Raw genomic sequence first — 12,994 nt, 5'->3', positions numbered from 1 at the left:
GCCTCAGTACGCATCGGCGTTGTCGACGTTGAAGTGGTAGAGCGTGCGGGCGGAGCCGTAGCGCTTGAAGCTCGCCGGATCGGCCTCGACCCCCGCCTCGGCGAGGAGGGCGGCGAGCGCGGCGCGATGCTCGGCGTCCATCGGCTTCTCCTCGCAGTCGGCGCCGAGGCTGGCGACGGTGCCGCGCACGTAGAGGTCCGCCTCGTAGAGGGAATCGCCCAGCCCGTGGCCGGCGTCGCCCAGGACGACGAGCCGCCCGGCCTGCGCCATGAAGGCCGACATGTGGCCCACGTTGCCGCCGACCACGATGTCGACCCCCTTCATGGAGATGCCGCAGCGCGAGGAGGCGTTGCCCTCGATGACGATGAGCCCGCCGCGCCCGGTCGCCCCGGCGTACTGGCTGGCGTCGCCGGTGACGCGGATGGTGCCGGACATGATGTTTTCGCCCAGCCCCGGCCCGGCCGACCCTTCGACCCGGATGGTCGCATTCTCGTTCATGCCGCCGCAGTAGTAGCCGACGTTGCCGCGCACGGTGATCTCCACCGGCTCCGTCACGCCGACGGCGACCGAGTGGGCGCCGCGCGGGTTGACGATGTCCCAGGTGGTGCGGTTGTCGCCAGGGCCGATCGCATGCAGCGCGCGGTTCAAGTCGCGCAGCGGCGCCGCGGCGAGGTCGAAAGTGGTGCTCATTGGTGGGTCCAGAAGTAGCTGGTGGCCGGTTCCGGCTCCCACACCTTCGCGGTGTCGATCCCCGGCAGCATCGCCATCGCGCGGTACTCCGAGCCGATCGCCACGTAGTCGTCCGTCTCGGCGAGCACGGCGGGCTTGCAGGCAATCGGGTCGCGCAGCACGCCGAAGCCGGTCCGGGTGGCGACGACGAAGGTGTAGAAGCCGTCGAGGTCGGCGATCCCCGCGTCCAGCGCGGCGCCGAGGTCGAGCCCGCCCGCCATCTTGTGGGTGAGGTAGGCGGCGGCGACTTCGGTGTCGTTCTCGCTCTCGAACGCGATGCCGGCATGGCGCAGCGTGCGCCGCACATTGTTGTGGTTGGACAGCGAGCCGTTGTGGATCAGGCACTGGTCCGCGCCGGTCGAGAACGGGTGCGCGCCCATGGTGGTGACGGCCGACTCGGTCGCCATGCGGGTGTGGCCGATGGCGTGCGTGCCGCCCATCCCGGCGATGTCGAACCGTTTGGCGACCTCCGGCGGCAGGCCGACTTCCTTGTAGATCTCCATCGCCTCGCCGCGGGACATCACCGCGACATCGGGCCGTGCCACGCGCAGCGCCGCGACGGCCGCTTCCAATGCGGCGCCCGGCAGCGTCAGTACCGCGTGCGTGTCGCGTGCGACCGCCTCGACCGGCTCGCCGACCGTGCGGGCGACGTCGGCGGCGACGGCGGCCCAGTCGACCGACGGATCCTCCGAGCGCACCGTCAGCTTGGCGCGGCCGGCGGCCGTGGGGGAATAGATGGCGATCCCGGCACTGTCCGGCCCGCGATCGGTGAGCACCGCCAGCATCTCGGCCGTCAGGGCGCCGAGGTCGCGGCGGTGCGTCTCGTTCTTCAGAAACAGTCCGACAATGCCGCACATATGGGCCCGCTCCATTGCTGGGCAGGCATGTAGCAAAGGTCCGCGGGTCGATCAACTGTGAGGAAACATTTTTTCCTTAGAGGCGACTCACTCGCTCTGCCGATGCGGTCGGTAGGAGATAATCGACAGGTAGCGGATCGGCCGCGTCACCAGCTCTTCGGGCCCGTGCTGGGCGTCGGCGTCGAAGAACAGGCTGTCACCGGGGGTCATGCGGTAGAGGTTGTCGCCGTGGCGGTAGACCACCTCGCCCTCCAGCATGAAGAGGAACTCCAGCCCCTCGTGCTGGAAGGCGGGGAAGACGTCCGATTCCTCGGTCAACGTGATGAGGTAGGGCTCCACCGTGACGCCGGCGGAGTTGAGGCCGAGGTGGCCGAGCAGGTTGTACTGGTGCCCCGCCCGCGTGCCGCGCCGGTCGACGTCGACGCCCTCGCCCGCCTTGACGAAGACGGCGGTGCGCTCCTCCTCGAACCGGCGGAAGAAGGCCGTGAGCGGCACGCCGAGCGCCCCGGCGAGCGATTGCAGCGTGGTGAGCGAGGGCGAGGTCTGCCCGTTTTCGATCTTGGAGAGCATGCCGACCGAGATGCCGGTCTTCGCCGCCAGCTCCGCGGCGGTGATGCCGAGATGCACCCGCAGGGCCCGCACCTCGCGCCCGATGGCGACCTCGAGCACACGCTCGCGCCGGTCACGCACGGCGTGCGGGTCCTGGTGCAGCGCCGGGCGGGGGTCCGGTGTCTTTCGTCGGCCGGTCGTGTCGGGGCGGGGCTGGGCGTGGGTCGACGGTTTCTTCGCCACGCGCGGCTCTCCTTTGGTGTCGGCTCCATCCTGCCTCAGGGCCGGCGGCGCCGCACCCCGTCAGAGTGCCTTGACGATGCCGTCCACGAAGCCGTCCACACCGACCAGTCGGCGCCGGCGCAGCCGTTCGGCGTGCAGGATCGCCCTGACGCCCTCCAACGCGCTCTCCAGGTCGTCGTTGACGACGACGTAATCGTAGTCGCTGTAGTGGCCCAGCTCCTCGCGCGCGTTGGCAAGGCGGCGCAGGATGGTCGCCTCGTCGTCCTCCGCCCGGCGCACCAGGCGCGACTTCAGCTCGGAGCCCGACGGCGGCAGCACGAAGATGGAGACGACGTCGTCCGGCATCGCGCCGGTGATCTGCTCGGCGCCCTGCCAGTCGATGTCGAACAGGACGTCGCTCCCGTCCGACAGCGACGCCTCGACCGGGTCGCGCGGGGTGCCGTAGCAGTTGCCGTGCACCTCGGCCCACTCCAACAGCTCGCCCCGGTCGCGCATCTTCTCGAACTCGCGCATCGTGACGAAGTGGTAGTGCACCCCCTCGACCTCGCTCGGCCGACGGGCACGGGTGGTGACGGAGATCGAGAGCGACATGTCGCGCTCACTGTCGAGCAGCAGGCGGGAGATGGTGCTCTTGCCGGCCCCCGAGGGCGACGACAGGATGACGAGCAGTCCGCGCCGGGCGAAGTGGCGCGCACTCATTCGAGGTTTTGCACCTGTTCGCGCATCTGCTCGACCACCGCCTTCAGCTCCAACCCCATGGCGGTCACGGCGTGATGAGGCGACTTGGCGCAGATGGTGTTGGTCTCGCGGTTCAGCTCCTGCGCCAGGAAGTCGAGCCGCCGGCCGACCGGGCCGCCCTCGGCCAGCAATTCGCGCGCGGCGGCGATGTGGGCCGAAAGCCGGTCCAGCTCCTCGCGAACGTCGGCGCGGGTGGCGATGACGGCGGCCTCCTGGTGGAGCCGCTCTTCCGACAGCGACTGACCGGACAGGAGCGCCGCGATCTGCCGGTCGATCCGCGCCTTGATGGTCTCAACCGAGCGCTCGGGGTGCTCGTCGATATAGCCGCGGATGCGGTCCATGTCCTCGAGCTGGCCCATGATCATCGGCACGATCCGCCCGCCTTCGGCCTGCCGGTCGGCGGTGAGGTCCGCGAGGAGGCCGGCGACGGCCTCCGTCAGCACCGCGCTCGGCAGCATCGCCTCTTCGTCGCCGGAGGCCTCGATCACGCCCTTCAGCGCCAGCAGGCCGTCCGCGCGCGGGGCAGCGACGGAGCCGGAGGCGGCGAGCGACTGGATCGCGTCCACGTAGGCGGCGAGCTGCTCCTGGTTGACGCTGTAGCGGGCCGGCGCCTCGCCGCGGCGCAGGGTGAGCGTCATGGCGATGTTGCCGCGGCGGAAGGCGGCGGCGATCATGCGGCGCACCTCCGGCTCGTGCCGGTCAAGGCCGGACGGAAGGCGGATGCGCACGTCCAGCGAGCGCCCGTTCACCGAACGGACGTCCATCTGCCACCCGATTCCGTCATGTTCCCCTTCGCGACTGGCGAAGCCGGTCATGGACTGGATGGGGGCCGTCTCGCGCTGAGCCATGTCGCCTACTCTGTCGGTCCGGTGCCGGCGGCCCGGCGCTCCGCCTCGATCTGGCGCCAGCGCGCCACGTTGCGCTGATGCTCGGCATACGTCTCGGCGAACACATGCCCGCCCGTCCCGTCGGCCACGAAGAAGAGGTCACTCGTGTCGGCGGGGTTGGCCGTCGCCTCCAACGCCTCGACGCCCGGATTGGCGATCGGGCCCGGCGGCAGCGCCGGGATCTGGTAGGTGTTGTAAGGGTTCGGCCGCTCCAAGTCGCTCTTATAGAGGGTGCGGCCTGCGGACCAGGCCTCCCCGCCATAAAGACCGTAGAGGATCGTCGGATCCGATTGCAGCTTCATGTCCTGATTGAGGCGGTTGACGAACACCGCCGCCACGCGCGGCCGCTCGCTCGCCACGCCCGTCTCCTTCTCGACGATGGAGGCCAGCGTCACCAGTTCCTCGGGCGAGGAGAGCGGCAGCGTCGGATCGCGCTCGGCCCAGACCCGCTCGAGCGCGCGGTCGTGCGCGGCCTGCATCGCCTCGATCAGCCGGTCGCGCTGCATGCCGCGGGTGATGCGGTAGGTCTCCGGCAGCATCGACCCCTCGGGCGGGATCGCGTCGACCGGGCCGGTCAGCACGTCGTTGTCCATCATCCGCTGGACGATCTGCGCCGAGGTGAGCCCCTCCGCGAAGGTAATCTGGTGCTGGATCACGTCGCCGGACGAGATCCGCTCCATCACCTCCTCCATCGAGGAGCCGGCGGGAATCAGATACTCCCCCGCCTGCATGCGCCCGGCGGCGCCCGTCGCGCGAGCCGCGGCGAGGAAGACATATTGGTTGGTGATGATGCCCTGCTGCTCCAGCCCCTGGGCGATGAACTGCAAGGCCGACCCGCGCTCGATCAGGATCGCGACGTCTTCCTCCAGCGGGCCGGTGGCGGTGAACATCTTCTGCCCGACGACGAGACCGCCGACGCCCAGCGCCAGCCCTGCCACCAGCACGAAGAAGACCATGTTGGCGAGGAGGACCAGCGGGTGACGCGCCGCCTTGGAGCGGCGTTTCGTCGGCGGGAGGTCCTCACGCGAACCGCGCTTGCCCCGGCGACCCTTGGAGGAGACGAGCGGCTCGGGACGGCGCGACGAGCGCTTCCCCGGACGCTGTGGCGGCTCGGGATCGCGGGGGCCTCGCTTGAGCACGGGCGGCTCCTCGGTCAGACGCGGCGGAAGACGAGCGAGGCGTTGGTGCCACCGAACCCGAACGAGTTCGACAGGACAACGTCGATCGCCTTTTCGCGGGCCGTGTGGGGAACGAGGTCGATGGGCGTGTCCACCGACGGATTGTCGAGATTGATCGTCGGCGGGGCGACCTGGTCGCGCATGGCGAGGAGGCAGAAGATCGCCTCCACCGCGCCCGCCGCACCCAGGAGGTGGCCGGTGGCCGACTTGGTGGAGCTCATCGTCAGCCGCGCCAGGTCGTTGCCGACCACGCGCGACACCGCGCCGAGCTCGATCTCGTCGGCCATCGTCGACGTGCCGTGGGCGTTGACGTAGTCGATGTCGCCGGCGTTGACGCCCGCCCGCTTCAACGCGGCGGACATGCAGCGATAGGCGCCGTTGCCGTCGGCCGAGGGGGCGGTGATGTGATGCGCGTCGCCGGACATGCCGTAGCCGATGACCTCGCCGTAGATCTTGGCGCCGCGCTTCTTGGCGTGCTCGTACTCCTCCAGCACCACGACCCCGGCGCCCTCGCCCAGCACGAAGCCGTCGCGGTCCTTGTCGTAGGGCCGCGAGGCGCGCTCGGGCTCGTCGTTGAAGCTCGTCGACAATGCGCGGCAGGCGGCGAAGCCGGCCAGCGCCAGGCGGTTGACGGTCGCCTCGGTGCCGCCGGCGATCATCACGTCGGCGTCGTCGTAGGCGATCATGCGCGAGGCGTCGCCGATGGCGTGCGCGCCCGTCGAGCAGGCGGTGACCACGGCGTGGTTGGGGCCGCGGAAGCCGTAGCGGATCGACACCACGCCGGACGCCATGTTGATCAGCGCGCCGGGGATGAAGAACGGCGAGATGCGCCGTGGTCCGCGCTCCTCGAGCTGCGCGGAGCAGGAATCGATGAGGTTGAGGCCGCCGATGCCCGAGCCGATCAGGACGCCGGTCCGGTCGCAGTCCTCTTCCTCGGTCGGCTTCCAGCCGGAATCGGCGATGGCCTCGTCGGCTGCCGCGGAGGCGAAGACGATGAATTCATCGAACTTTCGCTGATCCTTGGCGTCCATCGTCTGGGACGGGTCGAACTCGCCCTTGCCGGTGCCGCGCGGCACCTGGCAGGCGATCTTCGAGGGAAGATCGTCCGTCTTGAACTTCGTTATCTTCGAAGCCCCCGACTTTCCGGCGAGGATCTTCTCCCAGGACGCTTCAATCCCACTTCCCATGGGGTTGACCGTCCCGAGCCCCGTCACCACGACACGCCGCACTATGCCACTCCGCCAATCCGACCTAAGTTTCGAGGCGGTTACGCCGTCGCGTTCTTATCGAGGAACTTGATCGCGTCCCCGACCGTGAGGATGGTCTCGGCCGCGTCGTCCGGGATCTCGACACCGAACTCTTCCTCGAACGCCATCACCAGCTCGACGGTGTCCAGCGAATCGGCGCCCAGATCGTCGATGAAGCTCGCGTCCTCGGTCACCTTGTCCCGCTCGACGCCGAGGTGCTCGACGACGATCTTCTTCACACGTTCTGCCGTGTCGCTCATTGGAAGTCCTTCTAAACCTTCTAGGCCGCTCGAGGGGGCCGCTGGGATGATGTCGGTCGCGGCGGAGCGCGTGACGTTAGGAGTTGGGGCGCCTGGTGCGGTACCCCGAATTGCCGGTGCCGGTATCACACCTTTTCGCCGTTTGAAAAGCGGCTGGGGCGCAACGACGGATAGTAGAGACGTTTTCCATAAATTTGCGTGCCTAGAAAACGTCCTGGCGCCCGCCATCTCGTCCATCCGCCCTGACGATCGGGCCGACGGGACCGGATGGTGGACTAGAAGCCCATGAACATGCCGCCGTTCACGTGGATCGTCTGCCCCGTGACGTAGCGCGCTTCCTGGGATGCCAGATAAACGATCGCGCCGGCGATGTCCTCCGGCTTTCCAAGCTGTTGCATCGGAATGTGTTGGAGCATCAGCGCCCGCGCCTCGTCGCTCATCGCATCGCTCATCTTGGATTCGATGAGGCCCGGCGCAACCATGTTGGCGGTAATATTGCGGTTGGCCACCTCGCGCGCCATCGACTTGGTGAGCCCGGTCAGGCCCGCCTTGGCTGCGGCATAGTTGACCTGCCCCATGTTGCCGATGGAGCCGACGCCCGAGCCGATCGTGATGATCCGCCCCCAACGCCGCTTCAGCATGCCGCGGATCAGCCCGCGCGACAGGCGGAAGGCGGCGGTCAGGTTGATTTCGATGACGGCGTCGAAGTCGGCGTCCTTCATGCGCATCAGCAGCTGGTCGCGCGTGATGCCGGCATTGTTGACGAGGATGTCGACCGGGCCGGCCTTCTCGGCCTCGCTGGCGAGGGTGTCGACGGCGGCGCGGTCGGACAGGTCGGTCCCGATGGCGGCGTCCGCGCCGAGGCGCTGCGCCGCGTCGTCCGCGCGCTCCTGCGTCGAGCCGACGACGATCAGCCTCGCCCCCTGCCCCTTCAGCGCCGCGGCGGCGGCGCCGCCGATGGCCCCTGTGGCACCCGTGACGAGCGCGGTCTTGCCGGTCAGATCGAACATTATGCAGCCACCCACAGCTCGGCGAAGCGCTTCACGTCGTCGGCGGAGTTGACGACGCTGGTCTCGAGCGCCTTGTCGATGCGTTTGGCGAGGCCCGTCAAGACCTTGCCGGCACCGATCTCGGCGCTCTGCGTCACGCCGTGCGCCGCGAAGGCGGCGACCGATTCGCGCCAGCGCACCCGCTCGGTCACCTGGCGCACCAGGCTCGCCTTGATGGCAGACGGATCCGTCAGCAGCTCCAGCGACACGTTGGCGAGCACCGGCACGGCGGGCGGCTTGAGGTCGACGGTGCCGAGCGCGTCGGCCATCGCCTCGGCCGCCGGGGCCATCAACGCGCAGTGGAAGGGTGCACTCACCGGCAGCAGCATCGGCCGCTTGGCGCCCTTCTCCTTGGCGATGACGACCGCGCGCTCGACCGCCGCGAGGCTGCCGGAGACGACCACCTGGCCGGGCGCATTGTCGTTGGCGACGTCGCACACCTCACCCTCGGCGGCGAGCCGGGCGACCTCCTCGGCGGCCTCCAGGTCGAGGCCCAGCAGCGCGGCCATGGCCCCCTCGCCGGCGGGCACGGCGGTCTGCATCGCCTCGCCGCGCAGGCGCAGGAGGCGCGCCGCGTCGGAGATGGTGAGCGCACCCGCCGCCGCGAGCGCGGAATATTCGCCCAGCGAGTGGCCGGCCACGAGCCGCGCGTCGGCGAGGCGCACGCCCTCGGCCTCCAGCGCGCGCATGGCCGCGAGGCTGACGGCCATCAGCGCCGGCTGCGTATTGGCGGTGAGGCGAAGCGCCTCCTCCGGCCCGTCGAAGACGAGGGCCGAGAGCTTCTCGCCGAGTGCTTCGTCGACCTCCTCGAACACGCGGGCGGCGGCCGGGTAGGCGTCATGGAGCGAGCGGCCCATGCCGACGGACTGGCTGCCCTGCCCCGGGAAGGTAAACGCGAAGGTCATGGTGTGAATGGCTGCTCAATTGTGAGGCGGCTCATGGCCGCTGAGTGGGCGCACTCACACCAAGCTTGTGACCCACGTCAAGATGCAGCGCACAGCAAATAACCCCGCGAGGGCATTTTCACGCTTGATTTTGGCGTCCGGCCTGCCCCATATGCGCCTTCGCTCAACGTTGGCCTGGGGCTGAACGGCGGGTGCGCTCGTCCGCATCCGGGGCGCAACTTCATTTTCGAAGCTGCCTCCCGACCGCCCGTGTCCCTGCTCGCGAAGGTCGAGGAGCCCTCACCGGCACTTCGACGAGGCTTTGCGCCGACGCTGATGCGCCCCGCCGATGGTCGGCGGGGAGGAATGAGGACGCATCATGCCCCTATACGAGACCGTGTTCCTGGTCCGCCAGGACGTGTCCGGTCAGGCTGTCGACGAACTCGTCGAGCAGTACAAGGCCGTGCTCGCCGAAGGTGGCGGCTCCGTCGGCCGTACCGAAAACTGGGGGCTCAAGACCCTCAGCTACCGCATCAACAAGAACCGCAAGGCGCACTTCGCGCTGATGGACATCGAGGCACCGGCCCCTTCCGTGCAGGAGATGGAGCGTCAGATGCGCCTCAACGAGGACGTCCTGCGCACGCTCACCATCAAGGTGGACGAGCACGAGGACGGCCCGTCCGTCATGAAGCAGAAGCGCGACCGTGACGACCGCCGCCGGCGTGAGCGCGGCGAGCGTGACGACGGTCCCGGTGGTGGCGGCGGCGACCGCTTCGGCGGCGATCGTGACCGTGGCGATCGCGGGGACCGTGGCGACCGGGGCGACCGGGGTGATCGCGGCGACCGTGAAGGCAGCCGCCAGAGGGAGAACGCATAATGGTCGATATCGCACAGCTCCCGACCCGCCGTCCGTTCTTCCGCCGCCGGAAGACGTGCCCGTTCTCCGGCCCCAACGCGCCGCGGATCGACTACAAGGACGTCAAGCTCCTGCAGCGCTACATTTCCGAGCGCGGCAAGATCGTCCCCTCGCGCATCACCGCCGTCTCGGCGAAGAAGCAGCGCGAGCTGTCGAAGGCGATCAAGCGCGCCCGCTTCCTGGGCCTGCTTCCCTACGTCATCAAATAAGCCCTTCGCCGCTACGGCGGTGAAGCGCCTGCCGGTTCGCCGGCACCTCCCTGCCGTCCGGACCGGTTCGCCCGTCGGACGGCAGTTTCATATCGCCGGTTCGCCGGTACTTCCTCAATCGCCGGTTCGCCGGCCCGTCTGGGGCGCCCCGCCCCTAACCGCACCGAAGCGGGACAGATCGGAGAGATCACCATGCAAGTCATTCTTCTCGAGCGCGTGCCCAAGCTGGGCGATATGGGCGAAGAGGTCCGTGTGAAGGACGGGTTCGCCCGCAACTTCCTCCTCCCCCAGGGCAAGGCCCTGCGCGCCAATCGCGACAACCGCGCCAAGTTCGAGGCCCAGAAGGCCGACCTCGAGACGCGCAATGCCGAGCGCCGCGAAGCGGCCGACGCCCTCGCCAAGCGCGTCACCGGCAAGTCGTTCATCGCCATCCGCCAGGCGGGCCAGACCGGCCAGCTCTACGGCTCGGTGTCGACCCGCGACGTCGCCGACGTGCTGTCGAACGAAGGCTTCAAGGTCGAGCGCCGCCAGGTCGACCTCGGCGCGCCGATCAAGGCCATCGGCCTGCACGAGATCACCCTGGTTCTTCACCCGGAAGTGATCGTGCCCGTCACTATCAACGTCGCCCGCTCGCAGGACGAGGCGCTGCGCCAGGCCAAGGGCGAAGACGTCCTCGCCGAGCGCGACGACGACGACGACCTGGAGTTCGATGACGACGACGAGACGCCCGCCGCCGACGCTCCGGCCGAGGTTCCGGGCCTGGGCGACCAGCCGGACATCTGATCCGCCACCCGTTTCGGGCCGGCGGATACATAGGGCGGACCACACGCGCCCGCCGCACCAATTCGGAATGCCACCGTTGCAGCGCGACGGTGGCATTCTTTTTTGCTGGAATGTTTAATGCATAGCGCCATGTCATTGACGCACTAAATTTGCTGTCGTGGCGGTGGGGCGGTGGCCCGGCGGTTCCCGCGTCCTTCTGCTGCGAAGGAGACACGCGATGAACCCCATCTTGCACCGGATCCTCCGGACCATCGTTCGCCACGGACAATTCGCCATCATCGACGCGGCCGGCGACAGACATACCTTCGGCGATGGCACCGGGCCGGCGCATACCATCCGCTTCCACGAGGCATCCGCCGCGCGTGCCCTGGTGGGCAATCCCGAGCTGACCCTGGGCGAGAGCTACATGAACGGGCTCTGGTCGGTCGAGGAGGGCGACCTCACCTCGCTGCTCGTGATGTTGATGAAGAACCATCACGCGGCCGGCTCGTCCGCCGTCCAGCGCGGGCTGCGGATGTTGCTGCGCCGCTTCCAGCAGCACAATACGGCGCGGGCCGCGCGCCGCAACGCCCAGTCCCACTACGACGTCGGCAACGACATATACCGCCTCTTCCTCGACGAAGACTGGCAGTATTCCTGCGCCTACTTCCCCCACTTCGACATGACGCTGGAGGACGCGCAGCGGGCCAAGAAGCGGCACATCGCGGCCAAGATGCTGCTGGAGCCGGGGCAGACCGTGCTCGACATCGGCTGCGGCTGGGGCGGCATGGGCCTCTACCTCGCGCAGCAGACCGGCGCGCACGTCACCGGCATCACGCTGGCCGACAACCAGGTGACCTACGCCAACGAGCGCGCCGCCGGGGAGCCCAACGCCACCTTCCGCGTGCAGGACTACCGCGCGGTGGAGGAATCGTTCGACCGCATCGTCTCGGTCGGCATGTTCGAACACGTCGGCGTCGGCTACTATGACGAATATTTCCAGACGGCGGCGCGCATCCTCAAGGACGACGGGGTGATGCTGCTGCACTCCATCGGCCGGACCGACGGTCCGGGCACCACAAACCCGTTCATCGCCCGCTACATCTTCCCCGGCGGCTACATCCCGTCCCTGTCGGAGGTGTTGCCGGCGGTGGAGCGGGCGGGCCTCATCGTGACCGACGTGGAGATCCTGCGCCTGCATTATGCCGAAACGATCAAGCACTGGCGCGCCCGCTTCCTCGCCCATTGGGACAAGGTGGTGGAGCTGCGCAGCGAGACGTTCGCGCGGATGTGGGACTTCTATCTCGCCGGCTCCGAAGCCGCCTTCCGCACCGGCGACATGATGGTATTCCAGATGCAACTCGCCAAGCGGATCGACAAAGTGCCCCTCACCCGCGACTACATCACCTCCGCCGAGCGCAGCCTCGCCAACCGCGATTCGGGCCGTCCGGCGCCCCCGCCCGCGCTCGTGGCACGGCACGGATGAGCCTCGACGAGGCGGCCCTCGCCGCGGCCTACGACGCCGCCCGCGCCGCCGAGGACGCGGGCGACCTCGCGACCGCGACGCGCCTGTTCGAGCGCTGCCTCGAACTCGATCCCGAGGACCATTGCGGCGTCGTCATGCGGCTCGCCAAGTACGGCCGGGCGACGCCGCAGGCCGCGCCGCCCTCCTACGTCGCGACCCTCTTCGGCCAGCACGCCGAGACGTTCGACCGCATCCTGGTCGGCGACCTCGGCTACGACGTGCCGGCGCTCGCCCGCCGCCTCGCCGGCCCGTTCGTCACCCGCCCGCCGGTCCGGATCCTCGATCTGGGCTGCGGCACGGGCCTCGCCGGGCTCGCCTTCGCCGATCTCGCCAGCGACATCGTCGGCGTCGACCTCGCCGAGGAGATGCTGGAGATGACGGACCAGCGCGATATCTACGGCGACCTCTACGTCGCCGAGGCGGTCAACTTTCTCGAAGAGTGGGACGAAGCCCCGTTCGACCTGATCGTCGCGGCGGACGTGTGGCCCTACCTGGGCGACCTCGCCGCCTTCGCCGCCGCGGCGGCGCGATGCCTCGTGCCCGGTGGCGTCCTCGTCGCCTCCACCGAGCGCGCCGAGGACGGCTGGCGCGTCACCCCCACCCAGCGCTTCGCCCACGCCCCGGCCTACGTTCGCGCCACGCACGCGGCGGCCGGCTTCGCCCCCCTCGCCGAAGAGCCGATCACGGTGCGCCACGAGGAAGGCGTGCCGGTCCCCGGCGACCTCTTCGTCTTCGAGGCACGCTGACGGGCGCGACCGCCCCCGCCGCACCGTCCACGTCACCGGCGCCCCCCTGTGCCCCGTTCTTCGGCGTAGCCGGAGCGGACGGCGGTCCCCTTGGGGCGCGCGGCGGTCCGGATGCGGTACTCCGTCGTGGTCAAGCGAATCATTCGCCGGCGACTTAATTCACCGTTAACCCATCCACAGCGAGTGGAGAGTGGCAGGGTTCGCGTCTGTTCCTC

Annotated in this window: 15 protein-coding genes; 5 read left to right on the top strand and 10 right to left on the bottom strand. The window is 69.1% G+C overall.

Annotation, left to right across the window (positions count from 1 at the left end; translation table 11 throughout):
- Positions 1-3: 3 nt before the first annotated feature.
- The 10 genes from MRB58_RS18925 to fabD all read right to left on the bottom strand — a co-directional run bounded on the left by MRB58_RS18925 (position 4) and on the right by fabD (position 8,642).
- Positions 4-690: a protein GlxC gene (locus tag MRB58_RS18925; protein WP_244778645.1), complete on the bottom strand. Its 687-nt coding sequence runs from the start codon at positions 688-690 to the stop codon at positions 4-6.
- The gene (locus tag MRB58_RS18920) at positions 687-1,586 is read right to left on the bottom strand and encodes a glutamine amidotransferase family protein (RefSeq protein ID WP_244778644.1); all 900 of its coding nucleotides are present in this window, start codon (positions 1,584-1,586) and stop codon (positions 687-689) included. Before MRB58_RS18920 ends, MRB58_RS18925 begins: the two co-directional genes overlap by 4 nt.
- Positions 1,587-1,673: 87 nt before the next feature.
- Positions 1,674-2,378: a helix-turn-helix domain-containing protein gene (locus tag MRB58_RS18915; RefSeq protein WP_371747202.1), complete on the bottom strand. Its 705-nt coding sequence runs from the start codon at positions 2,376-2,378 to the stop codon at positions 1,674-1,676.
- A 60-nt stretch (positions 2,379-2,438) separates the two neighbouring features.
- Entirely contained in the window at positions 2,439-3,077 is a 639-nt protein-coding gene (gene gmk, locus MRB58_RS18910; protein ID WP_244778643.1) for a guanylate kinase, read from the bottom strand.
- The gene (locus MRB58_RS18905) at positions 3,074-3,964 is read right to left on the bottom strand and encodes a YicC/YloC family endoribonuclease (RefSeq protein ID WP_244778642.1); all 891 of its coding nucleotides are present in this window, start codon (positions 3,962-3,964) and stop codon (positions 3,074-3,076) included. Before MRB58_RS18905 ends, gmk begins: the two co-directional genes overlap by 4 nt.
- Before the next feature lie 5 nt (positions 3,965-3,969).
- Positions 3,970-5,142, bottom strand: coding sequence for an endolytic transglycosylase MltG (mltG, locus tag MRB58_RS18900; protein WP_244778641.1), 1,173 nt, complete (start codon positions 5,140-5,142; stop codon positions 3,970-3,972).
- Positions 5,143-5,156: 14 nt separating this feature from the next.
- Complete coding sequence (gene fabF / locus MRB58_RS18895; protein ID WP_244778640.1) at positions 5,157-6,410, bottom strand: beta-ketoacyl-ACP synthase II; 1,254 nt, start codon at positions 6,408-6,410, stop codon at positions 5,157-5,159.
- Between the two features lie 38 nt (positions 6,411-6,448).
- Positions 6,449-6,688 carry an acyl carrier protein gene (locus MRB58_RS18890; protein ID WP_075221129.1) on the bottom strand — a complete coding sequence of 80 codons (240 nt, stop codon included), beginning with the start codon at positions 6,686-6,688 and terminating at the stop codon, positions 6,449-6,451.
- 275 nt (positions 6,689-6,963) lie between these two features.
- Positions 6,964-7,698 carry a 3-oxoacyl-ACP reductase FabG gene (fabG, locus tag MRB58_RS18885; RefSeq protein WP_244778639.1) on the bottom strand — a complete coding sequence of 245 codons (735 nt, stop codon included), beginning with the start codon at positions 7,696-7,698 and terminating at the stop codon, positions 6,964-6,966.
- Positions 7,698-8,642, bottom strand: coding sequence for an ACP S-malonyltransferase (gene fabD / locus MRB58_RS18880; protein WP_244778638.1), 945 nt, complete (start codon positions 8,640-8,642; stop codon positions 7,698-7,700). The genes fabG and fabD overlap by 1 nt, the downstream gene beginning before the upstream one ends.
- 358 nt (positions 8,643-9,000) lie before the next feature.
- Between fabD and rpsF the strand changes: the two genes are divergently transcribed.
- The 5 genes from rpsF to MRB58_RS18855 all read left to right on the top strand — a co-directional run bounded on the left by rpsF (position 9,001) and on the right by MRB58_RS18855 (position 12,779).
- Positions 9,001-9,498 (top strand): 30S ribosomal protein S6, encoded by a 498-nt coding sequence (gene rpsF, locus MRB58_RS18875; protein ID WP_244778637.1) that lies wholly within the window; start codon positions 9,001-9,003, stop codon positions 9,496-9,498.
- On the top strand, positions 9,498-9,746 hold the full coding sequence (rpsR, locus tag MRB58_RS18870) for a 30S ribosomal protein S18 (RefSeq protein ID WP_075221125.1): 249 nt from the start codon (positions 9,498-9,500) through the stop codon (positions 9,744-9,746). The genes rpsF and rpsR overlap by 1 nt, the downstream gene beginning before the upstream one ends.
- 192 nt (positions 9,747-9,938) lie before the next feature.
- On the top strand, positions 9,939-10,529 hold the full coding sequence (gene rplI / locus MRB58_RS18865) for a 50S ribosomal protein L9 (protein ID WP_244778636.1): 591 nt from the start codon (positions 9,939-9,941) through the stop codon (positions 10,527-10,529).
- 217 nt (positions 10,530-10,746) lie between these two features.
- Positions 10,747-11,994 (top strand): cyclopropane-fatty-acyl-phospholipid synthase family protein, encoded by a 1,248-nt coding sequence (locus tag MRB58_RS18860; RefSeq protein ID WP_244778635.1) that lies wholly within the window; start codon positions 10,747-10,749, stop codon positions 11,992-11,994.
- Positions 11,991-12,779: a class I SAM-dependent methyltransferase gene (locus MRB58_RS18855; protein WP_244778634.1), complete on the top strand. Its 789-nt coding sequence runs from the start codon at positions 11,991-11,993 to the stop codon at positions 12,777-12,779. Before MRB58_RS18860 ends, MRB58_RS18855 begins: the two co-directional genes overlap by 4 nt.
- The last annotated feature ends 215 nt before the right edge of the window (positions 12,780-12,994 follow it).

The sequence above is a fragment of the Acuticoccus sp. I52.16.1 genome (genome assembly GCF_022865125.1).
In the GTDB taxonomy this organism is placed as follows: domain Bacteria; phylum Pseudomonadota; class Alphaproteobacteria; order Rhizobiales; family Amorphaceae; genus Acuticoccus.
Note: the sequence above shows the minus strand (reverse complement) of the source record. Positions and strands in the feature narration are given on the sequence as shown.

Bases quoted from the DNA above. Each gene is read 5' to 3' on its own strand.
- MRB58_RS18925 (WP_244778645.1), bottom strand. From the start codon at position 690: ATGAGCACCACTTTCGACCTCGCCGCGGCGCCGCTGCGCGACTTGAAC.
- MRB58_RS18920 (WP_244778644.1), bottom strand. From the start codon at position 1,586: ATGTGCGGCATTGTCGGACTGTTTCTGAAGAACGAGACGCACCGCCGC.
- gmk (WP_244778643.1), bottom strand. From the start codon at position 3,077: ATGAGTGCGCGCCACTTCGCCCGGCGCGGACTGCTCGTCATCCTGTCG.
- MRB58_RS18905 (WP_244778642.1), bottom strand. From the start codon at position 3,964: ATGGCTCAGCGCGAGACGGCCCCCATCCAGTCCATGACCGGCTTCGCC.
- MRB58_RS18890 (WP_075221129.1), bottom strand. From the start codon at position 6,688: ATGAGCGACACGGCAGAACGTGTGAAGAAGATCGTCGTCGAGCACCTC.
- fabG (WP_244778639.1), bottom strand. From the start codon at position 7,698: ATGTTCGATCTGACCGGCAAGACCGCGCTCGTCACGGGTGCCACAGGG.
- fabD (WP_244778638.1), bottom strand. From the start codon at position 8,642: ATGACCTTCGCGTTTACCTTCCCGGGGCAGGGCAGCCAGTCCGTCGGC.
- rpsF (WP_244778637.1), top strand. From the start codon at position 9,001: ATGCCCCTATACGAGACCGTGTTCCTGGTCCGCCAGGACGTGTCCGGT.
- rpsR (WP_075221125.1), top strand. From the start codon at position 9,498: ATGGTCGATATCGCACAGCTCCCGACCCGCCGTCCGTTCTTCCGCCGC.
- rplI (WP_244778636.1), top strand. From the start codon at position 9,939: ATGCAAGTCATTCTTCTCGAGCGCGTGCCCAAGCTGGGCGATATGGGC.
- MRB58_RS18860 (WP_244778635.1), top strand. From the start codon at position 10,747: ATGAACCCCATCTTGCACCGGATCCTCCGGACCATCGTTCGCCACGGA.
- MRB58_RS18855 (WP_244778634.1), top strand. From the start codon at position 11,991: ATGAGCCTCGACGAGGCGGCCCTCGCCGCGGCCTACGACGCCGCCCGC.